General features: G+C 62.0%; 24 protein-coding genes. 10 read left to right on the top strand and 14 right to left on the bottom strand.

Annotated elements, in window-relative coordinates:
• Positions 1–70 precede the first annotated feature (70 nt).
• Entirely contained in the window at positions 71–718 is a 648-nt protein-coding gene (locus U5809_RS14000; RefSeq protein WP_322086946.1) for a FadR/GntR family transcriptional regulator, read from the top strand.
• 186 nt (positions 719–904) lie between these two features.
• Here the strand turns inward: U5809_RS14000 and U5809_RS13995 are convergent, their stop codons facing one another.
• Complete coding sequence (locus U5809_RS13995) at positions 905–1,957, bottom strand: aromatic ring-hydroxylating dioxygenase subunit alpha (RefSeq protein ID WP_322086945.1); 1,053 nt, start codon at positions 1,955–1,957, stop codon at positions 905–907.
• Positions 1,958–2,039: 82 nt separating this feature from the next.
• Between U5809_RS13995 and U5809_RS13990 the strand changes: the two genes are divergently transcribed.
• A complete protein-coding gene (locus U5809_RS13990) occupies positions 2,040–2,996 on the top strand; it encodes a LysR family transcriptional regulator (RefSeq protein WP_322086944.1) in 957 nt (318 codons plus the stop codon).
• 78 nt (positions 2,997–3,074) lie between these two features.
• Here the strand turns inward: U5809_RS13990 and U5809_RS13985 are convergent, their stop codons facing one another.
• Entirely contained in the window at positions 3,075–4,157 is a 1,083-nt protein-coding gene (locus U5809_RS13985) for a porin (protein ID WP_322086943.1), read from the bottom strand.
• 187 nt (positions 4,158–4,344) lie between these two features.
• Here U5809_RS13985 and U5809_RS13980 point away from each other — a divergent pair.
• Positions 4,345–5,162, top strand: a protein-coding gene (locus U5809_RS13980) for an IS5 family transposase (protein ID WP_322086942.1) whose coding sequence is annotated in 2 segments (ribosomal slippage) — positions 4,345–4,675 and positions 4,675–5,162 — 819 coding nt in all. Because the reading frame shifts where the segments join, the coding sequence is not laid out codon by codon here.
• Between the two features lie 107 nt (positions 5,163–5,269).
• Here U5809_RS13980 and fghA read toward each other — a convergent pair.
• From fghA to U5809_RS13960, 4 genes are all read right to left on the bottom strand, one after another.
• Positions 5,270–6,115, bottom strand: coding sequence for an S-formylglutathione hydrolase (gene fghA, locus U5809_RS13975; protein WP_322086941.1), 846 nt, complete (start codon positions 6,113–6,115; stop codon positions 5,270–5,272).
• A gap of 13 nt (positions 6,116–6,128) precedes the next feature.
• A complete protein-coding gene (locus U5809_RS13970) occupies positions 6,129–6,290 on the bottom strand; it encodes a zinc-binding alcohol dehydrogenase (RefSeq protein ID WP_322086940.1) in 162 nt (53 codons plus the stop codon).
• A gap of 146 nt (positions 6,291–6,436) precedes the next feature.
• The gene (locus tag U5809_RS13965) at positions 6,437–7,492 is read right to left on the bottom strand and encodes an aromatic ring-hydroxylating dioxygenase subunit alpha (RefSeq protein ID WP_322086939.1); all 1,056 of its coding nucleotides are present in this window, start codon (positions 7,490–7,492) and stop codon (positions 6,437–6,439) included.
• Between the two features lie 112 nt (positions 7,493–7,604).
• Positions 7,605–8,654, bottom strand: coding sequence for an aromatic ring-hydroxylating dioxygenase subunit alpha (locus U5809_RS13960; protein WP_322086938.1), 1,050 nt, complete (start codon positions 8,652–8,654; stop codon positions 7,605–7,607).
• Positions 8,655–9,161: 507 nt separating this feature from the next.
• On the opposite strand from U5809_RS13960, the gene U5809_RS13955 reads away from it, so the two are divergent.
• Complete coding sequence (locus tag U5809_RS13955) at positions 9,162–10,124, top strand: PDR/VanB family oxidoreductase (protein WP_322086937.1); 963 nt, start codon at positions 9,162–9,164, stop codon at positions 10,122–10,124.
• A gap of 398 nt (positions 10,125–10,522) precedes the next feature.
• Here U5809_RS13955 and U5809_RS13950 read toward each other — a convergent pair whose 3' ends face one another.
• The 3 genes from U5809_RS13950 to ribA all read right to left on the bottom strand — a co-directional run bounded on the left by U5809_RS13950 (position 10,523) and on the right by ribA (position 13,492).
• Positions 10,523–10,768, bottom strand: a complete 246-nt coding sequence (locus U5809_RS13950) for a helix-turn-helix transcriptional regulator (protein WP_322086936.1) — start codon at positions 10,766–10,768, stop codon at positions 10,523–10,525.
• Between the two features lie 576 nt (positions 10,769–11,344).
• Positions 11,345–12,619 (bottom strand): tyrosine-type recombinase/integrase, encoded by a 1,275-nt coding sequence (locus U5809_RS13945; protein WP_322087006.1) that lies wholly within the window; start codon positions 12,617–12,619, stop codon positions 11,345–11,347.
• A 222-nt stretch (positions 12,620–12,841) separates the two neighbouring features.
• Positions 12,842–13,492 (bottom strand): GTP cyclohydrolase II, encoded by a 651-nt coding sequence (gene ribA / locus U5809_RS13940; RefSeq protein WP_282509022.1) that lies wholly within the window; start codon positions 13,490–13,492, stop codon positions 12,842–12,844.
• Positions 13,493–13,670: 178 nt separating this feature from the next.
• Between ribA and U5809_RS13935 the strand changes: the two genes are divergently transcribed.
• Positions 13,671–14,129, top strand: coding sequence for a CBS domain-containing protein (locus U5809_RS13935; RefSeq protein WP_039344004.1), 459 nt, complete (start codon positions 13,671–13,673; stop codon positions 14,127–14,129).
• Between the two features lie 157 nt (positions 14,130–14,286).
• On the opposite strand, the gene U5809_RS13930 is transcribed toward U5809_RS13935, so the two are convergent.
• Complete coding sequence (locus U5809_RS13930; RefSeq protein WP_176050181.1) at positions 14,287–14,616, bottom strand: DUF4148 domain-containing protein; 330 nt, start codon at positions 14,614–14,616, stop codon at positions 14,287–14,289.
• 511 nt (positions 14,617–15,127) lie between these two features.
• On the opposite strand from U5809_RS13930, the gene U5809_RS13925 reads away from it, so the two are divergent.
• Positions 15,128–15,526 carry a GreA/GreB family elongation factor gene (locus U5809_RS13925; RefSeq protein ID WP_176050182.1) on the top strand — a complete coding sequence of 133 codons (399 nt, stop codon included), beginning with the start codon at positions 15,128–15,130 and terminating at the stop codon, positions 15,524–15,526.
• 178 nt (positions 15,527–15,704) lie between these two features.
• On the opposite strand, the gene U5809_RS13920 is transcribed toward U5809_RS13925, so the two are convergent.
• Positions 15,705–16,787 carry a porin gene (locus tag U5809_RS13920; RefSeq protein WP_282509020.1) on the bottom strand — a complete coding sequence of 361 codons (1,083 nt, stop codon included), beginning with the start codon at positions 16,785–16,787 and terminating at the stop codon, positions 15,705–15,707.
• A gap of 577 nt (positions 16,788–17,364) precedes the next feature.
• Here U5809_RS13920 and U5809_RS13915 point away from each other — a divergent pair.
• Positions 17,365–17,736 carry a hypothetical protein gene (locus U5809_RS13915; RefSeq protein WP_322086935.1) on the top strand — a complete coding sequence of 124 codons (372 nt, stop codon included), beginning with the start codon at positions 17,365–17,367 and terminating at the stop codon, positions 17,734–17,736.
• A gap of 293 nt (positions 17,737–18,029) precedes the next feature.
• On the opposite strand, the gene U5809_RS13910 is transcribed toward U5809_RS13915, so the two are convergent.
• Positions 18,030–18,416, bottom strand: a complete 387-nt coding sequence (locus U5809_RS13910) for a winged helix-turn-helix transcriptional regulator (protein WP_176050185.1) — start codon at positions 18,414–18,416, stop codon at positions 18,030–18,032.
• Positions 18,417–18,753: 337 nt separating this feature from the next.
• Between U5809_RS13910 and U5809_RS13905 the strand changes: the two genes are divergently transcribed.
• The 3 genes from U5809_RS13905 to U5809_RS13895 all read left to right on the top strand — a co-directional run bounded on the left by U5809_RS13905 (position 18,754) and on the right by U5809_RS13895 (position 22,198).
• On the top strand, positions 18,754–19,230 hold the full coding sequence (locus U5809_RS13905) for a nuclear transport factor 2 family protein (RefSeq protein ID WP_322086934.1): 477 nt from the start codon (positions 18,754–18,756) through the stop codon (positions 19,228–19,230).
• 128 nt (positions 19,231–19,358) lie between these two features.
• Positions 19,359–20,174 carry a helix-turn-helix transcriptional regulator gene (locus U5809_RS13900; RefSeq protein WP_282509017.1) on the top strand — a complete coding sequence of 272 codons (816 nt, stop codon included), beginning with the start codon at positions 19,359–19,361 and terminating at the stop codon, positions 20,172–20,174.
• 398 nt (positions 20,175–20,572) lie between these two features.
• A complete protein-coding gene (locus U5809_RS13895) occupies positions 20,573–22,198 on the top strand; it encodes an amidohydrolase (RefSeq protein ID WP_322086933.1) in 1,626 nt (541 codons plus the stop codon).
• Positions 22,199–22,217: 19 nt separating this feature from the next.
• Here U5809_RS13895 and U5809_RS13890 read toward each other — a convergent pair whose 3' ends face one another.
• The gene (locus U5809_RS13890; RefSeq protein WP_322086932.1) at positions 22,218–22,829 is read right to left on the bottom strand and encodes a cysteine hydrolase family protein; all 612 of its coding nucleotides are present in this window, start codon (positions 22,827–22,829) and stop codon (positions 22,218–22,220) included.
• Positions 22,830–23,006: 177 nt separating this feature from the next.
• Positions 23,007–24,257, bottom strand: coding sequence for an MFS transporter (locus tag U5809_RS13885; RefSeq protein WP_322086931.1), 1,251 nt, complete (start codon positions 24,255–24,257; stop codon positions 23,007–23,009).
• Positions 24,258–24,365 lie beyond the last annotated feature (108 nt).

Below are 24,365 nucleotides of genomic sequence, written 5' to 3'. Positions count from 1 at the left end.
TGACCAAAGAGCCTTCCCGCGCGGGGCGGCCGAGAATATGTCTGTACAAACGAACCTGATCGATGACGATGTGCTGCGGCTGCGTGAGTACATCGAGGGCCACGTCGCCACGAGCGGCGACCTGCGCCTGCCCCCGGAACCGAAGCTCAGCGAGGCATTGGGCGTTTCGCGCGGAAGGCTGCGCACGGTGCTGAAAAGGCTCGAGGACGAAGGCGTCATCTGGCGACATGTCGGCAAGGGCACTTTCGTCGGCCCGAAGCAGGTCACGCCCGACGACGAGACCTGGTCCTCGTCCATCAGCGTCGACGACATCATGGATGCGCGGCTCGTGCTCGAGCCGCAGCTCGCCGCGCAGGCAGCCGTGCACGCGACGGCCGCCGACGTCGCGGCGATGACGCAGTGCCTCGCCGACATGGCCGAAACGACGCCGTTTATGCCGTGGAAACGTCTGGACGAGCACCTGCATCGCCTCATCGCGCAATCGACGCACAACGCGCTGCTGCTGCTGGTGTACGACACGATGCGGGTGCAGGTGCGCCTCAATCTGGACGCACGCATGGAAGAGGTGTTCTCTTCGCAGACGGGCCCTCGGCACGATACCGACGACGAACACCGACAGCTCGTCGATGCGATCCGCACGCACAATCCGACACGCGCGGAGCAATTGATGCGCGAACATCTTCGCTCGGTGAGAACCCGGTTGTTCGGCTTGCGCTAGTACGCGCTTCGAGGGGCGGCGTAATTTGCCCGTCTGCGACGCGAATCGTTCCGCCCGGATGACGCACCTCCTGGCGCCGGCCCGTCCTGGATGCGCATCGCAAGAACCCTTTGCCGGCCCGCCGTTTCCGGGAGCTCCAGTGGCTCCGGCACGATCACTCGCCGGAGCCACCGTGCGCGCGGCCCGTTACGCCGTCGTCTCGCTCTTTTGCTCAGCGGCCGCGCGCTCTTCTTCGAGTCGCTGATTCACGGCCCAGCGGAACTGCGAGAGCGCGGCATCGATGCCGAAGGGCATCATCTTGAAGCCGGGATCGAGCTCAAGATTGCGGTGCTGCGCACTGATCATTTCGCGATCCTCATCGAAGGCGTCCACCACCGACTGATGGATCGACCGCGTCACCTCCGGCTTGTCGAGCGAGAAATTGTGCGGATGCGCGAAGAAGTAGTGTGTCGAGCCCCCCGTCTCCGGCGTCAGCGCCTGGCAACCGTGGAATTCCGCCGCGTCCACGCGGGTCCCCTCCGGCGCACCGGTCCCCACGGGCGCCATGCCCGAATCCATGCGAAGGATCGCGGGAATCGTGAAGTCGTAAATGTTCCAGCGATCGACCTTGCCCGGCCAGTCACGCACCGCTTTCACGAACGGCGGCGGCTCGGTGTTCAGCGTCCAGCGCGTAATGCGCACGCCGTCCTTGATCCGCTCCACTTTCGGCCGCACCGTCGCGTAATCCTCTCCACCGCCCAGCGTCGTGGGATGGACATAGGGCAGATGCGAAAAGTCCAGCAGGTTATCGCAGATCAACAGATAGTTGACGTCGTAGTGGATGTAGCCGGGCAGCGAACGCCACTGTGGATCGTCGACCCAGTGCGTGTCGGGAATCGCGGACGGATCGGCCAGTTCGGGCTCTCCCATCCAGATCCAGATCCAGCGGTGCCGCTCCACCAGCGGAAACTGCCTCACCTTCGCGTGCGGCGGGATTCGCTCCTGCGCCGGCGCCTCGACACATGCGCCCTGACTGTCGAATTTCAGTCCGTGATACATGCACCGCACGCAGTCGCCTTCGCGTCGGCCGTGCGACAACGGCGCGCCACGATGGCAGCAGCGATCCGCGAGCGCGATCACCTCGCCGGACTCCTTGCGGTAGAGCATCACCGGTGTATTGATGATGGTGCGGGAAAACAGCTTGTCGCCTTCCACTTCATGCGACCAAGCAGCTACGTACCATGTATTGCGGATGAACATCGCTCGTCTCCAGTTTGTTGTAGGGCATGCTGTCGCACGTCGCGCCATAACGATAGAATCCGATCCGTGATGCAGCAATCTAATGGAATTAATTCAACCTATGCATGCCGCGCATATACGTGATCTCGATCTGAATCTGTTGGTGCTGTTCGATGCGATGCTTCGCGAGCGAAGTGTCACGCGCGCGGCGGCGGAAGTCGGCCTGTCCCAGGGCGCCATGAGCCATGCGCTCAATCGTCTGAGGACGTTTTTCGAGGATCCGCTGTTCGTCAAGACGCCCGCAGGCATGGAGCCTACGCAAAAGGCCGCGCAACTGGGCGCGACGATCACCGAAGTGATGACGGCATTAAGGGAGCGGGTTCTCTCGCAGGCGAGCTTCGATCCCGCGACGGCGCGCCGCATGTTCGTGATATGCATGACGGACATGGGGGAGCTCGTCTTCCTGCCGCCGCTCGTGCGGCGCCTGCGGGAGGTCGCGCCCCACTGTTCGGTGCGCTCGGTGCAGGTACCGCTGGAGGACATCGAGGCCACGCTTGCCGCGGGCGACGCCGATCTCGCGCTCGGCTCCGTGCATGCCGCGCCTGACGGCCTGTATCAGCAGCAACTGTTTCTGCACACGTTCGTCACGATGGTCAGCGTGCACAACAAGGCCATTGGCAGAACGATCAGCCGCGCGCAATTCGAGCGCGCACCGCAGATCGTTGTGTCGCTAACGGGCCGCGCGAGCGCCGCCTACGATAGTGCGTTCGAGGAATACGGCATCAAACGGAATGTGTTTCTGACCACACCGCACTTCCTCGTGGTGCCGCACCTGATCCACGCGCAGCCAGACCTGATTGCCACGGTTCCACTCGAACTGGGAAACGTCTTCGCCAAATTAGGCACCGTCAGAATCATGCCGCCACCCGTGCCCTTACCACCCTTCGCACTTCGTCAGCATTGGCACCGGCGATTTCATGACGATCCCGCGAATATCTGGCTACGCCGACTCGTCAAACAAACGTTCGACGGCTATCCGGACATCGACGACGGATCTTGATTCCCGACAGTCAAGCACTTCACACACCAATGGCCGGCCACCCCAAAGCGAGAGATGTCCGACCACTGGCCGACGCGATCAGAACAGATGCATAATCCCGATGGTCGCACCGGTTGTGGTCCCCGTAGGGGCAAGCAGTGAAGTCAAACCGACAGCGGGGGTCAAGCCGAGATTCGCCTTACCATGGTTGTTCACGATGCCGACCTGAGCATACAGTCCGGTTGACTTCGACATGAAATATGTAGCACCCAGGGCACCCATCAGCGAGTGGCTCGAGCTATCGTTGCGATTAGTCACATACCAGACCCCGCCGTTCAGATCGAGTTGAGGCAATGCGAAATAATCTAAGCCGCCGCCAAACACGTTATTGGTTGGCCCACCTGCTACTTTGTAACTCGTGAATGTCGCCTTGGCCGTAACGGGACCGAACTTGTAGGCTGCAGCGAGCAGACGCCCCACAAATCCGATATTGGTTGGCGGTACGGTAACGGCCGCGCCACCGGGGTTTCCGTCATAGAAGGCGGCGTTAAGCGTCAATCCATTCCACTCATAGTTCAGGCTCGCGGAATACTGGCGACCAGATTGAAAGTTACCGGGCACGCCGCCAAGCGCGAACATCACGCTGCCTTTCAACCCTCCGATCACCGGGCTGGTATAGGAAATGGCATTCGAATTGAACGCGCCTGTAGCACTCACGTTATTGGCTTGAATGGCAATGCTGCTGCCGAATTCGGAAAAGCCGCGTGGATCGAGCGACCAGATCGACAGGAAAAATGGGGAAAACTGGAGCCCCGCCTTGACTTCACCGAAGTTCCCCTTTAATCCGACGTAGGCTTGACGACCAAAGAGGTTGCCGTTCGAATTATTGAAACCACCATTGCTGATATCGATGCCACTCTCGAGCACGAACTCAGCCTTGAGACCGCCACCAAGGTCCTCGGTGCCCCTCAGACCGAAGATCGACGGCGCAATTCCGCTGTTCTGAAAGCCAACGAATTTACCCCCGTTACCACCATTGGCATTCTGCGTTTTGCTCAAATACAGAAGACCCGCATCCGCAATTCCGTATAAGGTCACGCTGCTTTGTGCGCTGGCTACCACCGAGAACAACAGGCCCGACGCCAACACAGTCGTCGCCTTGACAACACACCGCCGATACATACACGTCTCCTTGATGTCTTCCTTACGATCTAAAATATAATTCGGATATCGAAATATCTGATTTATACCTACGCCATACGTACACATTGCAAACAACTATTAGAGGCCAGTTCAAAAAGAGCCCGGAAGGGCTGTTTACTTTCCGACGAAACGGTTAACCTTGGATGCCTGAACAACGGATCAAGGAATGCCGGCACCTATCATCGATGACGAGCTGTGGGCACTGATCGAACCACTACTTCCACCGCCCAAGCCGCGACGCAAGCGATACCCTGGGCGTCTGCCCGTCTCGGACCGTGCAGCACTCAATGGCATCCTGCTCGTGCTGAAGACAGGGATGCGATGGAACCATCTGCCGACCGGCTTGGGTTTCGGCTCGGGAGCGACTTGCTGGCGTCGGTTGCACGACTGGCAGCAGGCCGGGGTGTGGGACAAGCTGCACGGACTGCTGCTCGACAAGCTGCGCGAATCGGGCCAGCTCGATTTCTCATATGCGGCTGTCGATTCATCGTCAGTGCGAGCCGTTGGGGCAGGCCAAAAACTGGGCCAAACCCCACCGATCGCGCACGACCAGGGTCCAAACACCACGTCCTCGTAGACGCGAACGGCGTTCCTGTCAGCGCGATCCTGACTGGCGCGAACCGCAACGATGTCACGCAACTGCTTCCGCTGGTCGACGCGATCCCGCCGATTCGCGGCACTCGCGGCCGACCGCTTCGCAAGCCCAAGGTCATCTACGCCGACCGTGGCTACGATTCCGACTCGCATCGCCGCCGACTTCGCGAGCGCGGCATCAGACCGGTCATCGCCAGGCGCCGCACCGAACACGGCAGCGGCCTCGGCAAATTCCGTTGGGTCGTCGAACGGACTCATTCGTGGCTCCATGGTTTCCGTCGTCTTCGCATTCGCTTCGAACGCCGACCTGACATTCACGAAGCATTCCTCAAACTAGCCTGCTCACTCGTCTGCTGGAACATCTTCAGCCGATCTGAGCGGCCTTTTTGAACTGGCCTCTTACAACCAGACATCTCCGGCCACTGCCTCTGCATCACCGCAATGCGCGAGATTGTCGAGCTCCAAATCGTCCAACCCAGCTCTTTTCTAACTTGCGTTCAGCGAGGTGGAAGCAGTAGGCGGGCGTGGTGCTCGATGTGATCCTTGATGAAGCTCTGGATGAAGTAGAACCCGTGATCGTAGTTTTCGTGACGGCGTAGCGTCAGCGGCTGCCCTGCCCCACGACATGCCTGTTCGAATACATCAGGATTCAACTGTCTAGCGAGGAACTGGTCGGCCATACCCTGATCGACGAGGATCCCTTCTTCAAACTTGCGAGCCGCCCGCACAACAAGCTCACTCGCGTCGTACTGCTTCCATGCCTCACGATCATCGCCAAGGTAGCCACTAAAGGCCTCTTCTCCCCACGGACATAGCGTTGGTGCGGCAATCGGCGCAAACGCCGACATCGATTGATAAAGATCCCAGTTTCGCAACGCAAGCACGAGCGCGCCATGCCCACCCATTGAGTGCCCGAAAATACCGAGCCGAGCACCATCGATGGGCAAGCTCGACGTGGCGGCCTGACGTAACTCATCACGCACGTATGAATACATGCGCCAGTGCTTCGACCACGGCTCAATCGTCGCGTCGACGTAAAATCCCGCCCCGATGCCAAAGTCCCACGCCTCTGCTTCACCTGGGAAGTTAGCGCCACACGGGCTCGTGTCGGGAGAAATCAGTGCGACGCCGTATCGAGCCGCATAATGCTGTGCCTCCGCCTTGATCGCGAACTTCTCCTTCGTACAGGTCGGGCCGGCGAGAAAAAATAGTCCCGGCACCGCGCGCGCCTGTGGCGGTAGATATACCGAAAAACGCATCGACAACCCGATCTCGAACGACTCGTGACGATAGATGCGCTGCACGCCGCCGTGGCATGCGTGCTCCTCGATCAGTTCGAGCATTATTTGCCTCTTCTCAATGCAGTTCGACCGAGCGGGCCGAATCACCCTTCTTCATCACGTCCAGGTATGGGCCCTTCAGCGTGCCGCGATCAATGCGGTAGATGCCCGTCGCCCTGACCTCGATCGGCACATCGCCTTCGCACGGAGCTTCAAGGTCGACTTCCTCGATCGTCAACAGTGCACCTGCCGTCCATGCGACAACTCCGTTTCTCTTCATTTCGCTCCCGCCGAAATGGGAGAAACAAATAAGCCCCGAGTTGCCTATGTGCCGATGCTTGCGCGGCAGGTCTGCCAGACGCTGTCCAGGTTTTAGTTCGCTGCCTATAGTTGTTGTTGAGCCAGTTCGGACCGGATCAGGTTATCCAGCAAGCGCCGGACGCGAACACCGGCCGCATCGCCAACCAGCAGTACCGGCTTGAGCGACCAGAAATCTTGCGCTCCGATGGACTCCTGCTGCTTCTCGAGCATCGGCGTGTCCTCCCGGTCGAACGTGCTCGCAAATGATTCGACGACGTTCGCGGCGATTTGCTCGGCTTGTGGGTCCCCGTCTTTCGGCATACACATCGAGAACCAATAGTGCGATGTGCTCTGGGTCTCCGGCGTGAATAGGTGGGGATTATTGAAATTGAGCCCGACGGCCTCGCTTCGTGGTCGTCCGGTAGGTGTTGCACCGCCTAACAGCAGCAGGTTAGACGGTGCACTCCACCTGACATCGAGCCAGCGGTCGACATGCAGGCCGCGCGGAACACCGAACTGGTCGCAGGCCGCATCGGGCAGCACTTCGTTTTGGATAAAGCGCAGCGACCACACATCCGCGCCTTCCTGGCGCACCTCGGTTTGTGCATGCTTGACCGACTCGCTGCCTAGCGAATCAGGATGCAGAAATTCGATGTGTGAAAGATCAAGAATATTGTCGACTTCGAGCCGGTAATTCGCCCGCGGCCGAAGGTATGCCTTGCCGACATACCAGTGCTCAGGATCCATGCACGAGAATTCCGGAATGCTAGACGGGTCGGCCCGCTCCGGATCTCCCATCCAGATCCACAGCACACTGTACCGCTCGACGAGAGGATAAGAACGTACTGCCGCGGCAGCCGGGATTCTGCCATCGCCGTGAGGATTGCGTACACACTGCCCGGCCCCATTGAACTCCAGTCCGTGGTAACCACATTGCACTGCGCCTTTATCGGCCAGAAGTCGACCACAGGACAATGGCGCGAATCTGTGCGAGCAGCGGTCTTGCAGGGCGTGAGCCACGTTTGCGGCATCACGGAACATCACAATCGGCTGATCGAGCAGTTTTCTCGCCAGAAGCCCTCCCTTCTCGAGCTCACTATCCCAACCAGCCATGTACCACGTGTTGAGCAGATAATCCATGTTGTTGTCTCCTCCGGCTATGTGTGTGCCACTGTCAACGGTGTCCGCGCACCGCCGTCATATGGTTCATGAGCAAGTGGCGCTCGCGCAGATAGTGCGACGGAAATGTTCGCTAGCCGTCGCGCTCCATCCACCGCGCCACAATGCGGCGCGCTTGAATGCCCGCCGCATCGGCCTTGACGCTACGCTCGCCAGCACTCACACGGCGAGGACGACGACCCGCCTGCGCCTGAATGGCCTCCAGCACGACGCGGTCCTCGTCGAACCCGGTACGGATCGCCCCAACCAGATGGTCCATCGCTTCCGCCCCAGTCGCGAAATCGCGGCCGATTACCCAGAAGTACAGCATGTGGGTCTGGTCAATCGGCGTGGTCGCGTGCGCCACTCGAAACCGGCTCGGCCCGTGCTCAGGATGCGACGGATCCTCGAAGTCCACACAACCCTCCTGCAGCGCCGGTGACAGGAACGAGCCGCGGTGCTCGCGATGCCACGGCGTACCCGGCGGTACGCCAAGTGACATCGCGTAACCAGGCGCAAGCGGCTTGTTCACGAAGCGCTGACGGTATTCAACGGTGTCGCCGTTCCCGCTCACCTCGGGGGGACTGGTCCAGTCCTCGATCTGGAACGTCGACGCGTGTACATAGCCGAAGTGCGTCAAATCCAGCACGTTTTCCTTGAGCAGCATGTAGTTGGCCGATATTTCAATTTGGCCGGAGTGGGTGGCGAAGGTAGGGTCCGTCATCCAGTGCAACTCGGGTGCCGGCGGAGCCGCGTCGATCATCGAGGGTTCGCCCATCCAGATCCACACGAACGGGCCAACCTCTTTCACCGGATAGCGCCTCACCGAAAACGCGGGCGCCGCGTCGGCGGACGGCACACGCACACAGTGCCCTGCGGCATCAAAGCAGAATCCGTGATATCCGCACTCAACGGTATCGCCGCGAAGACGTCCGATCGACAGGGGCGCCTGGCGGTGCGGACACCGGTCTTCGAGCGCGGCAACTGTGCCGTCCTCCTGCCGGAAAAGCACCACGGGTGTATCGAGCAACCAGCGGCCCAGCAGTGTACGACCCACTTCATCGCTGAATGCTGCGACCCACCAGCAGTTGTAGGGATAGTTGCGGGCTTCCGCGATACTTTCCGCAATATTCACAATTGCCACGATCTCTCACTCCTTGTCTGGACGACTTGTGTCTTATTCCGATCCCGCATCGGTAACCACCCCGCCGATAAGGGCCTCATGCTGACGTGCATCATTCCACCACCCCAGCTACGCGTTGTTGGCCAACGCCGACCATTACTAAACGATTCGTATCGTTTTACTTTAGTTCAAGCTCACACCGCGCGCAATCGGGTTTGCCCGGACAACACTACCCTCCGGCCTTGCCCGCACTTGACTATCTCACCGCCATATGTGGATTGCGCACATGTGTTGAGTGTCGCGCGAGTTAGCATCATCGATGCCGGGGTAAATCCCGTTGACGGCGATAGGCTGTATCGGTATCTTTTTAAATACGATACGTCTCGATCTTCATATGCAGGGACAAAACCACATCCGTCAACGTGAACTTTCGGCCATGCGAACTCTCGGGAGGCTTAGTTTCGCACTGGAGACCCAACCCAGCCCCGTTCGGGATGTGCCGGCCAAAACAGATCAGGAGTTTTTGATATGGACGCAGTAACCCGCCCTGTGCGCATCGCCGCCAAGGTGATTGAAGCCCGCGACATCTTCAGCTTCGAGCTGGTAGCCCTCGATGGCGACAGGCTTCCCTCGTTTTCTGCTGGCGCGCATATCGATGTCCATCTGCCAGCTGGGCTGGTGCGGCAATACTCGCTCTGCAACAGCCCCGCAGAATCCCACCGCTACCAGATTGCCGTGCTCCGTGACGCGAATTCGCGTGGAGGCTCCGTCGCGATGCACGCACTTGAAGTGGGAAAAGTCATTGATATCAGCGAGCCGAAAAACCATTTCCCGCTGATATGCGACGCACAGCACAGCGTGCTGCTTGCGGGCGGCATCGGCATCACACCACTACTGTGCATGGCCGAGCATTTGGCGAGTCTGGGCAGATCGTTCGAACTGCACTACTGCGCGCGTTCAGACGATTGCACGGCATTCACCACAAGACTCCTCACCTCCCGGTTCGCGGCGGCCGTGCAACTTCATTACGACGACGGCCCACCGTCCCAGAAACTCGACCTGACGGCCCTGCTCGAACGGGGCCGCTCCAGCGCACATCTCTATGTCTGCGGCCCTGCAGGGTTCATGGACTGGACACTCGAGAGTGCAAGAACTGCGGGTTGGCCGGAAGAACGCCTGCACCGCGAATATTTTGCGGCCGCACCCAGAGATACGAGCGGAGACCGCAGCTTCGACGTGGAAATCGCGTCGACAGGTCAGGTCATCCGAGTCGCAGCCGAGCAGACAGTGATCGCAGCGCTTTCCGCTCATGGCATCAGCGTCCCCACGTCCTGCGAACAGGGGGTCTGTGGCGCTTGTCTCACGCACATCCTGGACGGCACGCCCGACCACCGCGACATGTTTCTTACTGCCGAGGAACAAGCCCGCGCAGACCAGTTCACACCGTGCTGCTCACGATCCCGAAGCCCTAAACTCGTTTTGGATCTCTGAACTTGTACGGTCGATTCAAGTAGGTTTCAGCAGAGGCTGTTGAAGTGGTTTACTCCTTGGCCAGTTCAGATGGCGGACGCGTGGAACACGCGGAACCTTTCCCTCAAGTCCAATGGGAAAGGTTCGCCATACATCATCCGCCCGACGACACAGTGCAGCAGCCGTCACGCAGCCTCGCGGCGCAGCGCGGCCACAGTGATGATGGCGTTCTCGCTGCTAGTCAAACCGATGGTCACCCTTCACCTTCATCCTTGTCGCCGCCTAAGATATCGAGCAATCGCCAAGAGCGGCGTATCCCTGACGGTCAGCATGAGCAGCGACCAACGCTCTGCGGAGCCAGTTTGCTTTCGATCACGGGTTCGCGACCTTTACAGCCATGGCGCCGAAAACAGGAAGACTTACAAAGCCACCCGATCGTCTTGGGCGACTTGCCGCTTCTTAGCGCCCGTATTCTCTGGCGGCAGCAGGTCGGCAACCGGACGAGCATCAGCCCACGTCTGAACCTCATGTGCGAGCCATCCTACCCTCCGGCCCGATAGCAGCCGCGGTGCTGGGAAAGTTTTCTCGCGTACTAGCTTCTGTACCGTTGCCGGTGATAGTGAGAGTGCCTCTGCCACTTCTTTCAGAGAAAAATAGATCTTCATTGCGACTCCACCTTTCGGCTGTTGCTGTTGATTCCCTGTCTGTGCGGAGGCATTGTCAACATCAGCAACAGGAGAATCGAGAGGGTACGGCAAACCCTTCATGCTTACGATTGACCACACACTTCCGAATTTAATGGGTGACGTCAAGCGCGGCAAACACACTCACAGCAATAAATTTCCGTTTGGCGGTACGTCCATTGGTACGATGGATTTCCTTGAAATTCCGCTGTAGTCCTCTGCCAAAAGAGGCTGAGCCGAAATTCCTTGCAGCCCTGCTCCTTGGCGTTGATCCTTTTTGTTTAAGGTACGACGGAAATCCTATTCGCGTGGCATATCGGGGATGAATAACGTATCGCACCTTGCTTGTCGCGCTGTCGCTGAGATAGCTGCTCAGGGAGGTTACTATCTGAAGCGAGCGTCCAGAAACATGCTGGTGAAAACCAGCCCCCGAAGCCCCGCATGGTTCACGCCGCGGAGACGGGTAACTCACGCACGAAATCAGGGCGCGATCCAAATGCTAGATCGCTGATCTCTCTCCTCCGCCGGACACCAGCCACTGCAATCGGTATCGCTGGCCTACTTCTTCGAGGGATATGTCACAGCGATCGATTCCAAGCGAAGCGACAACTGCGTGAGCCACTCGCGCCGCTCCCTGTCATAGGTGTGCCGGTTATAGACGCCAATGATTCCAGGTTGTACATGGCCGAGCACCGCCTCGGCAATATCATTGGGACATCCCAACATTGCAAGCAACGTCCGGGTTGTGCGACGAAGATCGTGGGCTGACCAATGTGTGACAGGCAAGCGCGGCCGTTCATGCTTAGGAGCGATCTTGCAATATGGTTGATGATAATAGACGCCGTGCTGGACCACAGTCTGGTCCATTGACGTTCCGCGCGACGACGGAAACAGAAAGGTTCCCTTGACCTGATCGAGGCGCCGCCGCACAACAACCTCAGCACGACCTATGAGCGGCACGCGCAGATCCGTTGCCCTCTCGTTATGCAGCCCTTTGGTCTTGTGTTTCGGGATAGTCCACCAGAGACCGTCAGTTTCCGCCGCCACCTCGGCGCTTTCCATGGCGACGATCTCGCCGCCCCTCGTACCGGTCCAAAGGTAGAGCGTCAACGCATCAGCAACAGTCAAACTGAAATTCGGCAACCACCTGATCAATGTGCCCAGTTCATCTACCGAAAGCACTCGTTTCTGTGTCCCGGTGTATTTCCCTTCGACCTTGCGCCCTTTGCTCTTTAATCGCCCTCTTAGAACATCCTTCCACCAATTCGCAGTGTCTTCCGGAAGACGCCCAGCATCAAGCGCATAATTCCAGGCGCCACCAAGCTCCATGCGAAGGCGCGCCGCGAGCATAGGCGTCGACCGATATGAATCGAGGAAATCGAACGCTTGGGCGCGTGTGATGGTCGCCGCGCTCGCATTCGCAATAGGCCCCAACATCGCCTTGAACATACGCGCGACCTCGATCGCTCCCTTTGTTTTCCGATTTACTTCTACATACCCTTCCAGATAGTCGCGGCACAGCTCCTTGACGGTGTAGGTAATTGGTGACGGACGAGCAGTCGCCGCTTCATTCTTTCGACGCAGTGCGGAAAGCTCAGCACCGGAATCGCGCTCGACGCGACTTTTTTCCCACGCGGAGATCGCTGCAGCAAATGCCATCGCCGGCCACTCACCAAGCTTCACCTGCCGCATGCGGCCGTCGACCGGCGACTTGTAACGATACGTCCACGACTTGCGGCTCATCGAAGCCTGAAGGCGAAGGCCCGGAAATCCCTCAAACGTCATGTGCTCGCCGCTCGGCAGCTTGGCCGCGACGCGTGCATCAAAGTGCATTCTTCCCTCGGCGTAGGTTTTTCCTGAGAGAAGCATACGCGGCGTAGGTTTCGTGCACAACGTCACAGAAACCTACGCCGTCGCGGCAAGTTTAGCCAAGCGGAGGTAAGCGTTGATGCGGCGACGAAGACGAAGAGAAGCCTTTAATTTTCACTAATATTCAAAGACTTAAAGACGCTAGCGGATCATTTCAGACCACCTCGGACAAATCCGAAATTTCTACTATTCATTTTCTTCGAAGTAATGCCCGAACTTCGTCTGCTTCGTGCGGATATAACGCTCGTTTTCCTCGCGCACGGGCACCGCGAGCGCCACGCGCTCGCAAACCGGAATGCCGTGCTTAGCGAGCGTGTCGAACTTCTCGGGGTTGTTGCTCATCAGCCGCACCGACGTCACGCCGAGGATCCGAAGGATCGCGGCGGCCGAATCGTATTCGCGGGCGTCGTCGGGCAGGCCGAGGTCGAGGTTCGCTTCGACGGTGTCGCGCCCCTGCTCCTGCAGCGCGTACGCGCGGATCTTGTTGCTCAGGCCGATCCCGCGCCCTTCGTGGCCGCGCAGATACAGCAGCACGCCGCGATCTTCCGCCGCGATGTAGCGCAACGCGAGGTCGAGCTGCTCGCCGCAATCGCAGCGATACGAGCCGAACACGTCGCCGGTCAGGCATTCGGAATGCAGCCGCGTCAGCACGGACTGCTCGCCGGCCACGTCGCCCATCACGAGCGCAAGATGTTCGGCATCGCTGCCCGATACGCGAAACGCGTATGACTTGAACGTACCGTAGCGCGTAGGCAGCGACGCGGTGGCGACGAGTGTCACGCACTCGTCGGCCTGGCCATTGCCCTGCGTGGGCGATTGGGGATGCGAAGACATCATGAATTCAATCGAAACGTTCAGGAATGTAGGAGTTGTGTGGATAGTGCGTGACGGGAGTTTACCGCTAATCTGGAAACGTCACGCGACTGCCACTGCCTGCCCGGCTATACTGGGCTCATCGGGTGTCGCGCACCAACGCCCAGCCTTTCCTGTATCGACCTGCACACGGAGAAAGCGAATGAGCACGACTGTCGCGCAGATTCTCAAGGCCAAGCCGGATTCGGGCCGCACGATCTACACCGTCACGAAGACCGATCTCGTCTATGACGCCATCAAGCTGATGGCGGAAAAGGGCATCGGTGCGTTGCTGGTCGTGGACGGCGACGACATCGCTGGCATCGTCACCGAGCGCGATTATGCGCGCAAGGTTGTCCTGCAGGACCGTTCATCGAAAGCCACCCGCGTCGAGGAAATCATGACGGCCAAGGTGCGCTACGTCGAACCATCGCAATCGACCGACGAGTGCATGGCGCTGATGACCGAGCACCGGATGCGCCACCTGCCCGTCCTCGACGGCGGCAAGCTGGTCGGCCTCATCTCGATCGGCGACCTCGTGAAGAGCGTGATTGCCGATCAGCAGTTCACGATCAGCCAGCTCGAACACTACATTCACGGCACGCCGGTCGCTTCCACCTGATCCGCTCCAGCGAAAAAGGCCCAAACGCGTGAGCGTCTGGGCGGAAAGCCGCCGACATGCGGCGACGGAGGTTCTGCTCCTGCGGACGAACGACGCGCGCGAATGGCGCGCGTCACGTCGATGGAATGGTGCGCTCGGGCAGACCGGGGACGTTCGATTAGTTGCCGAAATAGACTGAGTTCACGGGATTCGGCGCGTCATGCGTCATGCGGCGGCCTGCCTGGCCGGCACCCGTCGCCACGGCACCGTAGCCGCTCGTATCGGCCTGCGCGAGCATCGGCTGGTTCGGCTGGATGCGTTGTTCGGCTGCCTGGATGTTGTTCGGGTACTGCGAATCGCTCGCCAGCGGCTTGTAGCCGTTCTGTTCGAGTTGCACGAGTTCGGCCTTGACCTGGTCGCGCGTCAGCCCCTGCTCGGACTGTGCAAACGATGCGATCGGTGCGGCAAGGACGGATGCGGCGATGGCTGCATAGATGATCGACTTCATGATTTACCTCCGGAATATGTTCTGTTTTGACGTCGCCTCGGCAGGACTGTCTGAAGCGATTGAAACCAGTGTAGTGCTCGTCACCCCAAGGGGAAACCCTTAGTTTGAACATACAGCGTTGCGATTTTGGCAAAAATCACCGAGTATTTCTGAACACATCCGCCGCGACTTGCTTCATCCGCACAACAATCGCTGACGAAACGCCAACAGCCGAATCACATATCCCGATGGTTGTGTTGTAGAATCGTAAGGTTTTATTCGCCAGTCGATATTCCATCCACCATGTACGCGCTCACGCCCCTTTCGGTTTCGCCGTCCGGCCCGGCCGGCGTGCGCGCGCACGCCGGCCATCCGGCACATCCCCTCGCTCGACGCACGGCCCAGGCGCCGCTCGCCCCTGCCCGGCGCCTGATCTGACGGCTCGGTCTCCTCCCGGAGCCAGGTCAGACAGGCTCCGGGCGATCCCCATAGGCACGCCACGCCTGCCCTTGCCGATCATTGGAGAACTGCCATGAAACAACGCCTTTACCAGTTGACCGAACTCGACGTTGCTCGCCTCGAAAAGCACGCCGAACACAACCCGCGCTTCCAGACCATGCTCGACACGCTGCTCGAGCGTGCCGACATCGTCCAGCCCGACGCCATCAAGGCCAATGTCGTCACGATGAACTCGCAGATCACGCTGCTCGACGAGGCGACCCAGGAACAGGCCACCTGGACGATTGTTTATCCCGATTCCGCCAATCTCGAACTCGGCCGCCTGAACGTCTTCTCGCCCGTCGGCATGGCGCTGCTGGGCACGCAGCGTGGCCAGATGGTCAAGGTGATGCAGCCGAGCGGCGCCGAAAAGCTGATGAAGGTCTCCGCGATCGTGTTCCAGCCGGAAGCCAACGGCGAATACACGCGCTGACGTCATCGGCCGCCGGCACCGCGCTCAACACGGGCGCAGAATGGAAAAAGCGAGGCACCGGCCTCGCTTTTTTGCATTCGGGCGATCCGAACCGTCGCCATCGCATTCCGTAGACGAAAAAAAGGCGCCCGAAGGCGCCTTTTTCGATGCTGCGAAGCGGGTTACCCCGCCGTCACGCTTAGAAGCGGTGACGCAGACCAACCGTTGCTGCGGTTTGGTTGATCGACGAGCTCGCTGCCGTCGTGTTGTCGCCGTTGTAGATCGACGTGCCGAACGCATTGCCCTTCGCGCCGCGCTGGTACACAGCTTGTGCGTACACGTCGGTGCGCTTCGACAGAGCGTAGTCAGCTTGCACGCCGAACTGGTTCCAGTGCGAGCTGCCACCGTCTACCTTCGTGTTCGTGTACGTGTAAGCTGCGCCCAGGCCGAGAGCCGGCGTCAGGTTGTACTTTGCGTTGACTTCGTAGTTGTCGGTACGGAACGCGCCAGCTTGACCCGGAACGTTGTCGATACGCGATTGCGTCCATGCAGCGCCGACTTGTGCCGGGCCGAATGCGTAGCCAGCACCAGCACCGTACGTGCGGACGCGACCTTGCGAAGCGATGTTCGTTGCGCCGTTGGCGTTCGTGCCGTCGCCCAGGTTAGCTTGCGAGTAAGCTGCACCCAGCTTCAGGCCTTGGAACTGGTACGACGCACCAGCGCTGTACGCACGGTTGTTGCCGAAGTTCTGGTTGTTCGAGAACGAGTACGTGCCGCCGAATTGCAGGCCAGCGTAGTTAGCGCTCGTGTACTTGATCGAGTTGTTCAGTGCGACGTCGCCGTTCGTGCTGAGACGGTCGTTGTTGCCGCGGTGCGCGAAGTACGTGCCGCCCCACGTGCCCGTTGCCGTCAGCGGCGCCAGGTAGTCTTGCGTTGCGTCGTACTGCTTGCCCAGCGTGACCGTGCCGTACTGGCTCGACAGGCCGACAAATGCTTGACGGTTGAACATGCCGCCGTTGTTGCCCAGCTTGCCGTTACCGATGCCGAAGCCGCTTTCCAACGTGAAGATTGCCTTCAGGCCGCCACCGAGGTCTTCCGAACCACGCAGGCCGAAACGGCTCTGGTCGATACCCGAGCCCATCGACCACAGCGACTTGCTGGCGACGTTGCTTTGGTAGGTGATGCCTGCGTCCAGCACGCCGTACAGCGTGACGCTGCTTTGTGCGTGAGCGACGGTAGCAAACGATGCTGCAGCTGCTGCAACGATCAGAGTCTTGTTCATTCGTGGAGCTCCCTTCTAAAAAGAGGCAGGTCTCGCGACCTTGTTCATAAACGGTCTGCAACCGCCCGGGAGCGCCATCGATCCTGCTGGCCGCGCCCGGATAGTTGCCCGTTTGGGAACCGTGAGTTTAGGGGTGTACCCTAGGGGAGCGATCCGCAAATAAAGAAATAAGCTTTTCCAAAACTAGAAATAATGAAAGTGGGGCCTAGTCATAAGTATTTGTTTTAACGTTTGTTTTTGACTTCTTGACGACGGCGTTTTGGTGGCATTCATCGCACCATTCTTACATGTCATCGTCTTGACGGTTGCATAGAAACAACAAACGGATCTGATGCAGCACCCCGAAATCGGTAATTTATACCTATTTTAGTCCCAATTTCCCGGTGCCGGGCGTCTAAAACGTACTCGCCCTTCTGTAAACAGGGTGCCTCGGGCGATGTCCCCGTCAGTCGACGGAAAGGAAATGGCGGTTACCACCTGCCGTGACACGCAGTAACAGCCTTAACCGCACGCGTAACCCGGCCGGTGCACTGGCAGGCTAATGTAAGGCAGCCTTCAATACTGAACAGGACACGCCATGAATCGACGCTCGTTGTTGCGCGCCATCGGATTGACTGCCGCCTTCGCCGGCACCGGCTGGCTGCGCGCCGCCTCAGCCCAGCCCGCGCCGCCCGTGTATCGGCCGTCCGGCCCGAACCGCGTGCCCGGCGGCCCGCCGTATGACGATCGCCCGCGCGCCGGGCCGCCGGCGGCCCGGCACGACCGCCGGCCGCCACCACCCCGGCCGCACGGTTATATATGGACGGACGGCTATTGGCGCTGGCAGCATGGCCGCTATATATGGGTGTCCGGCCGCTGGGTCGCACGGCGCCCCGGACGTCGCTGGGTACCCGGCTACTGGCGCCGCCAGGGGCCGGCATGGGTCTACGTCGACGGCTCGTGGCGATAGGCCGCCGCCCGGCTCCGGCCAATGAAGGTGCGGAGCCGGACGACGCGCGGGATGCGGCGCCGTTCGCGCCGTCGAATCAGGGATGCGCGGCCCGCAATCAGCGCGTCGTTACGCCAGCGCCCTGCCGCTTTCGCGACGAACACATCGACGCATCATCGCGGTCGTTCGTCTCGACGGCATCCTTCGGATAACGAAATCAATCGATGGCGATGCAACCGTACCGGCCATGCGTCGTTCCATCGCGCGCCATCCGCAGCACTCCATGCACCGACGAAGCGACCGGTGCGTCCTGCTCAACGCCCGCCGCCCTCCGGTTCCCGCGCACGACGACGCGCCGCGCAGATCGCGCGATGATGTTCGTCGGCCCACCGGATCATCGCCTGCATCGGCGTGAGGAACGAGCGCCCGAGATCGGTCAGCGCATACTCGACGCGCGGCGGCACTTCGGCGAACAGCGCGCGGCTGACGAAGCCGTCCTGCTCGAGCCGCTTCAGCGTACGCGACAGCATCTGGTTCGACACGTCGCCGATCGCGCGGCCGAGTTCGTTGAAACGCATCGTTCCGCCGGACAGCGCTTCGAGCACGAGCAGGCTCCACTGGTCGCCGATGCGGTCGAGCACATCGCGGATCGGGCAAGGCTGGTCGAGTTCGACGGATTCGTCGGCGGACGGCAACGGCATGACTGGACTCTCTTCTCTCTTTCTGGGGCAATCCACGGTCATCGCGGTGTGACCTGTTCACACCGCGGTGACTTCTTGTGACGGGTTCGCGGCAACTGTACCATTCGATCGACCCGACAACCGGCAGGATTCGCCAGTTCACCGAAACATGACGATGCCGCACGGCGTCGCCGTATCAGCCGCCGTGACGCCCCATGCGTGGCGACGAATCCTTCGCATCGGGACTGCGCGCGTGCCGGCAGTTGCGCGCTGCCTCCCGCCGATCGTCACGATCGGCGTCACCCGCAGTCGCACATCGTGCGCCCACTCACGAACCGTCAGACAAGGAAACCGCTACATGTCATTGTTCCGCTCCCCCGCTCGCGCCGTTGCCGCATGCGTCATGCTGGCCGCATCGACGGCCGCGCTGGCCGCCGGCCCGGCTACTCGCGACCTGGCCGCCGAGGAAGCCAACCGCCAGCTCGTGCTGACCTTCTACGACCGCTTCTTCAACAAGCACGAAGCCGTCGAGGCCGCCACTGTCGTCGCGGACGACTACAAACAGCACAACCCGCACGTGCCAGACGGCAAGAAGCCGTTCGTGTCGTACTTCGTCGGCGCGTTCCAGAAGAACCCCGCATCGCGCGCGCGCATCGTCCGCAGCGCGACCGACGGCGATCTCGTCTACCTGCACGTGCACGCGACCGAGCGTCCGGGCGATCGCGGCGAAGCGGTGGTCGACATCTTCCGCGTGAAGGACGGCAAGATCGTCGAGCACTGGGACGTGATCCAGCCGGTGCCGGAAACGGCCGCAAACCGCAACACGATGTTCTGACGCGCGGGCGCCGGGCAAGCGCGGATGCCCGGCGCCGGCGAAGTCCCCTACAATCGTGCTTCGCCGCCGCTCCGGCGCAGGCGAAGCACGGCCCGCGCAGGCGGCCGTTCGCGAAGACGGTGTCAACGATGAGCCCCGCCCACATTTCCCTGAGCAACGCCGGCGACCTGGTCGCCAGCCTCGGCAGTCCGCAGTTTCCCGCCCGGCTTTGGGCGTGGCTGCGCGAAACCGTCGATCCGCAATCCCATTACAGCGTCGCGACGCGTTACCGGCGTGACGCGCCGTCGCACGCGGTCGACAGCGTCGACGTGCTGTTCTTCGCCGGCGGCGACGATCCCGACGGCACGCGCCACGCACTCGATCTGTATACACAGGGCGACTGGCGCAACGACACGCTGCTCCCGCATATCGAGCGCGCGACCGATTCGCAGCTCGTGTTCTCCTGCAACGAGGAAATCGACACGGCGACCGAGTACGGCCGCCAGTTCGCGCTTGGCGAGCTCGGCGAGGACTGCACGCTGCTCGGCAGCGAGCGCGACTATGTCTATGCGTTCTCGCTGTTCCGCCGGCGCGGCCAGCCGTCCTATACGCTGGCCGAACTGGCGCTGCTGCGGCAGCTCGGCGATTTCGTGCTGCCGCTGCTGATCCAGCATGCGCGGCTCGCCCGCCTGACGCCGCGCTCGGACGACGGCGCGCTGCTGCAGCGCTTCGAACAGCGGCTGTCGGCCAGCGGCGCGGCGCTGTCGCAGCGCGAGCGGCTCGTATGCCGCGCGGTGCTGCAGGGCCAGCCCGTCCCGCAAATCGCCGACGCGCTCGCGCTCAAGGCCAGCAGCGTGCGCACCTATCTCGGGCGCGCACTCGCGAAACTCGGCGTCGCGAATCGCGCCGGGCTGTTCGCGTGGTGCGTGACCGAAGAAGAAGCGCCGGAAGACCGCAGCCAGTAGACGCCGTCGCCGCGTCACCCCCACCGCCTTTGTCGCGCGTTGTCCTCAAAACAATGACAGACAGCCGGCCGCCCCGCTCCTAGTATCTGACTCACCCGACGACAGCAACGTGTCGGATACCACGGAGACACGGAATGCCGAATACCGGATCGACGCCGGCCCGCGCGGCCGCGAGCGCGTGGCCCATCGATTCGCCGATACAAACCCATCGGCAAAACCGGCATGACGCTCCGGCAGCCGTTGCCGGCCTTCGCCACGGTGCATCGCCGCCGCCACGCAGCGCCGGCACGTAACGCCCCATCCCACTCCAACCCGACCGGGTTCACACGACCGGACGAGCCACACGGCCCGCCCGCCGGACACGTGCGCCCGTCGATCCCCCTATCCGGAGGAGACACATGCAACACGCCGATACCGTCTATCTGAACGGCCTGCTTTACACGGGCGACGCGCAGCGCCGCTTCGCGCAGGCGCTCGCTACAAAGGACGGCAAGATCGTCGCGGTCGGCCGCGACGACGACATCCGTCCGCTGGCCGGCCCCGCAACGCGGATGGTCGATCTCGCCGGCCGACTGATGCTGCCGGGCCTGATCGACGGTCACGTGCACCCGCTCGAAGGTCATCAGATTCTCGGCGACTTCGACCTGTCCGGCATCAACGATCCCGACACGATCCTGCAACGCATCCGCGCGTGCGCCGATGCGACGCCCAACGAGCCGTGGGTCTATCTCGGCGGCGCGAACCTCGCCGCGTTCGGCGCGTATCCGACCCGCGAACTGCTCGACCGGATCGTGCCGGACCGGCCGCTGCTCGTGGTCGGCTTCGACGTGCACAGCGGCTGCCTCAACACGAAGGGGCTCGAAGCGGCCGGCATCCAGGCCGACACGCCCAATCCGTCCGGCGGCGTGATCGAGCGTGATGCCTCGGGCGCGCCGAACGGCGTCGTGCACGAAGCAGCCTTCTACCGTGTGTGCCCGATCATTCCGCAACTGAGCCCGGCCGGCTACCCGAAGTCGCTCGCCAAGGCGCACGCGATGGCGCACGGCTACGGCATCACCGGCTGGTTCGATGCGCGCGTCGAGGAAGCCGAACTCAAGGCCTATGCCGACGCGCAGCGCGCGGGCACGCTAAAGGCGTACATGAGCGCGGGCCTCTACGCGAACCCGCGCCGCGACCCGCGCGAGCAGGTCGAGCGCTTCGTCGCCTGGCGCCGCGAATATGAGCGCGACAACCTGCGCCTGCATACGGTGAAAATCTTCGTCGACGGCGTACCTGAATCGAAAACAGCCGCGCTGCTCGAGCCGTACGCGGGCACCGACGACTGCGGCCTGGCCCTGTGGAGCCAGGACGCACTGAACGAAATCTGCCTGCTCGCCGATACGGCCGGCTTCGACCTGCACTTCCATACGCTCGCCGACCGTGCGGTGCGCATGACGCTCGACGCACTCGAATATATCCAGCGCCGCAACGGCATGCGCGACCGGCGTGCGCAGCTTGCGCACCTGCAGCTCGTCGATCCGGCCGACATGAGCCGCTTCAACCGGCTCGGCGCGATCGCAAGCGTGCAGACGCTGTGGACCGCCGCCCGCGAGGAGCAGCAACAGCTTTATCGCGACCTGCTCGGCGCCGAGCGCACCGCGCGCAACTATCCGTTCCGCAGCCTGCGCAACGCGGGCGCGATGCTCGCGGCCGGTTCCGACTGGTCGGTCAGCACGATGGACCCGATGCAGATCATTCAGACGGGCGTCACGCACCTGCTGATCGACCAGCCCGACAGCCCGCCGTGGAATCCGCACGAACGGCTCGACCTGCTCACGATGCTCGAGGCCTACACGGTCAACACCGCCTATGCGTTGCGCTTCGACGACTGCACGGGTTCGCTCGAAGCGGGCAAGGATGCGAGCTTCGCGATCCTCGACCGCAATCCGTTCGCGCACCCGGTCGAAACGTTCGCGCAAACTCGCGTGATCGAGACGTGCTTCCGCGGCGAAGTCGTGCACGCCGCGCCGGGCTGGGCCGACTGAACGTCGGCCCGGGCCGTCGTCAGGCGACGCCGAGCGCCAGTACCTGCTCGGTCGTCAGCACGTCGCCGAACGTGTCCGACAGCGCGGCCAGCGTCGCGCGATGGAGGTCGCGGTGCGGCACCGTCCCGCCGCTCGCGACGTCGAGATCGCGCGTCGCGCATGCGTCGTCGACGACGATCACCGCATAGCCGAGCGGCACCGCATCGCGTGCCGCACCGGCCACGCATGCATGCGTCATCAGGCCCGTGACGATCAGCGTGTCGACGCCGGCGGCCTTCAGGCGCGCATCGAGGTCCGTCGTCGGGAACACGCTGACCGACGTCTTCTTCACGACCGCGTGATGCGGCGCCGGCTGCAGATCCGCATGAAAGCGGAAGCCGTCGCTGCCGTCCGCGAAGATCGGGCTGTCGGCCGTATCGACGTGCTGGACGTGAAATACCGGAATGCCAGCGCGATCGGCGAACGCGATCACGCGCTGCGCATTGCCCAGCGCACGCGGCCCTTCCGGAATCGGCAGCCGGCCGCTGAAGTATTCATTCTGGAAATCGATCACCAGCAGCGCGGTGCGGGCGGCGGCGATCGACGTCGGCGCGGTCGCGCCCGCCAGGGTACGGATGGTCGGATGTTGCATGGGTCGCTCTCTTTCGGTTCGCACATTGATCGGACGGCGTGCCGGGCCTGCCGGCACCACCGGACGCGGCCCGATCCTTCCCCGGCCGCGAGGCGACAGTGTCGGGCCGCGCGGCCTTGCGCGACAGCGGCGCGCGGGACAACGTCCGACAGGATCGGGCCAACGTGCGTGTGCCGCTTACGACAGTGCGGCCGTACGGGTGCCCGACCGCGTACGCCCGTACGCGACCATCATCACGAAGCTGAGCAGGAAGCCCGCGCCGCCGATCAGCAGCAGGCCCGTTTCGCCGAATACGGGCAGCAGGTTCGTCAACGCACCCGTGACGACCCACGCGACCGCCATCACCGAGCCCGCGACGCCGAGCGCCCAGCCCTGCCGGTCCTCGCTGACGGCGTCCGAGAACGCCGTATACATCGTCGTGTACGCGACCATGTCGAAACAGCCGACGACCATCGCAAGCGCCCACAACACGGGTTCGTGCGGAAACAGTGCCGACAGGATCTGGCCCAGCCCGGCGACGAGCAGGCCCGTCTTCGCGATGTCGATCACGCGCCACACGCGCAGCATCAGCCGCACGACGAACAGCAGGCCGAACACGAAGCAGATGCCGATCACGCCGCTGAACAGCCCGAGCCGCGCGCTCGTGTAGCCGAATTTCGCCTGCAGCAGCAGCATGATGGTCTGCAGGTACAGCCCGTAGCCGACCTGCATCAGGAAGAACACCACCGACAGGAATGCAACGTTGCGCTGCCGGGCGGCCTCCCAGATGATCCGCAGCGGCAGCAGCGGATCGACGCGCGTGTCGCCGCGCGGGGCGGCCGAGTCGCGATACGACGCCCAGGTCCAGAACGCGCAGACCAGCGACAGCGCGGCGACCAGCACGAACGGCGTGCCGTAGTCGAACAGCGGCGAAATCGTCCGGTCGGACGTGACGCCGCCGAGCACCGGACCGACGATCACGCCCGCGCTGAACGCGAGCGACATGATGCTCATGTTGTACGCCTTGTTCTCGGGCGTGCTCAGGTCGGTGATCGCTGCCTGCGCGATGCCCTGGCAGCCGGCCATCAGGCCGGTGAGCCCGCGGCCGGCCAGCAGCAGCGCGATGCTGGCGTGCCATGCACCGGCCGCCATCATCGCGTAACCGGCCGCGAGGCCGAGCACGCACAGCAGCAGGATCCGGCGGCGGCCGTAGCGATCGGAGAGTTCGCCCATCAGCGACGAGCCGAAGAACATGCACAGCGGGTAGATCCCGTAGCCGAGACCGAGATAGAAATTGCGCGCATGCGCACCTGCGTCGGCCGGCAGGATGCCCGCGTGCGGATCGCTGAAGATCGCGGACATCATCGGGTAGACGAGCCCGAACCCCATCGCGTCGAGCGCGATGGCGAGCAGGCAGGGGCCGAGCAGTTTGTAATCGAGCCGGGACATGGCGACCTTCCGGACGGAGTGGATGATCGCCCAAGCGTAATGACCGGGCGGCCGCCGCGGTAGGCCGCCGCCCGCGATGCTAACCATCGGCCGCGCCGATACCCTGCA

The sequence above is a fragment of the Burkholderia sp. BCC1999 genome (genome assembly GCF_905339975.1).
Taxonomy (GTDB): Bacteria; Pseudomonadota; Gammaproteobacteria; order Burkholderiales; family Burkholderiaceae; genus Burkholderia.
The sequence above is the reverse complement of the archived record's forward strand: the minus strand, read 5'-3'. Positions and strand labels throughout refer to the sequence as shown.

What these genes read in the sequence shown, in the direction of transcription:
- U5809_RS13995 (WP_322086945.1), bottom strand. Translation starts at nt 1,957, where the DNA reads ATGTTCATCCGCAATACATGGTACGTAGCTGCTTGGTCGCATGAAGTG.
- U5809_RS13990 (WP_322086944.1), top strand. Translation starts at nt 2,040, where the DNA reads ATGGAATTAATTCAACCTATGCATGCCGCGCATATACGTGATCTCGAT.
- U5809_RS13985 (WP_322086943.1), bottom strand. Translation starts at nt 4,157, where the DNA reads ATGTATCGGCGGTGTGTTGTCAAGGCGACGACTGTGTTGGCGTCGGGC.
- fghA (WP_322086941.1), bottom strand. Translation starts at nt 6,115, where the DNA reads ATGCTCGAACTGATCGAGGAGCACGCATGCCACGGCGGCGTGCAGCGC.
- U5809_RS13965 (WP_322086939.1), bottom strand. Translation starts at nt 7,492, where the DNA reads ATGGATTATCTGCTCAACACGTGGTACATGGCTGGTTGGGATAGTGAG.
- U5809_RS13955 (WP_322086937.1), top strand. Translation starts at nt 9,162, where the DNA reads ATGGACGCAGTAACCCGCCCTGTGCGCATCGCCGCCAAGGTGATTGAA.
- U5809_RS13950 (WP_322086936.1), bottom strand. Translation starts at nt 10,768, where the DNA reads ATGAAGATCTATTTTTCTCTGAAAGAAGTGGCAGAGGCACTCTCACTA.
- U5809_RS13945 (WP_322087006.1), bottom strand. Translation starts at nt 12,619, where the DNA reads ATGCACTTTGATGCACGCGTCGCGGCCAAGCTGCCGAGCGGCGAGCAC.
- ribA (WP_282509022.1), bottom strand. Translation starts at nt 13,492, where the DNA reads ATGATGTCTTCGCATCCCCAATCGCCCACGCAGGGCAATGGCCAGGCC.
- U5809_RS13935 (WP_039344004.1), top strand. Translation starts at nt 13,671, where the DNA reads ATGAGCACGACTGTCGCGCAGATTCTCAAGGCCAAGCCGGATTCGGGC.
- U5809_RS13930 (WP_176050181.1), bottom strand. Translation starts at nt 14,616, where the DNA reads ATGAAGTCGATCATCTATGCAGCCATCGCCGCATCCGTCCTTGCCGCA.
- U5809_RS13925 (WP_176050182.1), top strand. Translation starts at nt 15,128, where the DNA reads ATGAAACAACGCCTTTACCAGTTGACCGAACTCGACGTTGCTCGCCTC.
- U5809_RS13920 (WP_282509020.1), bottom strand. Translation starts at nt 16,787, where the DNA reads ATGAACAAGACTCTGATCGTTGCAGCAGCTGCAGCATCGTTTGCTACC.
- U5809_RS13915 (WP_322086935.1), top strand. Translation starts at nt 17,365, where the DNA reads ATGAATCGACGCTCGTTGTTGCGCGCCATCGGATTGACTGCCGCCTTC.
- U5809_RS13910 (WP_176050185.1), bottom strand. Translation starts at nt 18,416, where the DNA reads ATGCCGTTGCCGTCCGCCGACGAATCCGTCGAACTCGACCAGCCTTGC.
- U5809_RS13905 (WP_322086934.1), top strand. Translation starts at nt 18,754, where the DNA reads ATGTCATTGTTCCGCTCCCCCGCTCGCGCCGTTGCCGCATGCGTCATG.
- U5809_RS13900 (WP_282509017.1), top strand. Translation starts at nt 19,359, where the DNA reads ATGAGCCCCGCCCACATTTCCCTGAGCAACGCCGGCGACCTGGTCGCC.
- U5809_RS13895 (WP_322086933.1), top strand. Translation starts at nt 20,573, where the DNA reads ATGCAACACGCCGATACCGTCTATCTGAACGGCCTGCTTTACACGGGC.
- U5809_RS13890 (WP_322086932.1), bottom strand. Translation starts at nt 22,829, where the DNA reads ATGCAACATCCGACCATCCGTACCCTGGCGGGCGCGACCGCGCCGACG.
- U5809_RS13885 (WP_322086931.1), bottom strand. Translation starts at nt 24,257, where the DNA reads ATGTCCCGGCTCGATTACAAACTGCTCGGCCCCTGCCTGCTCGCCATC.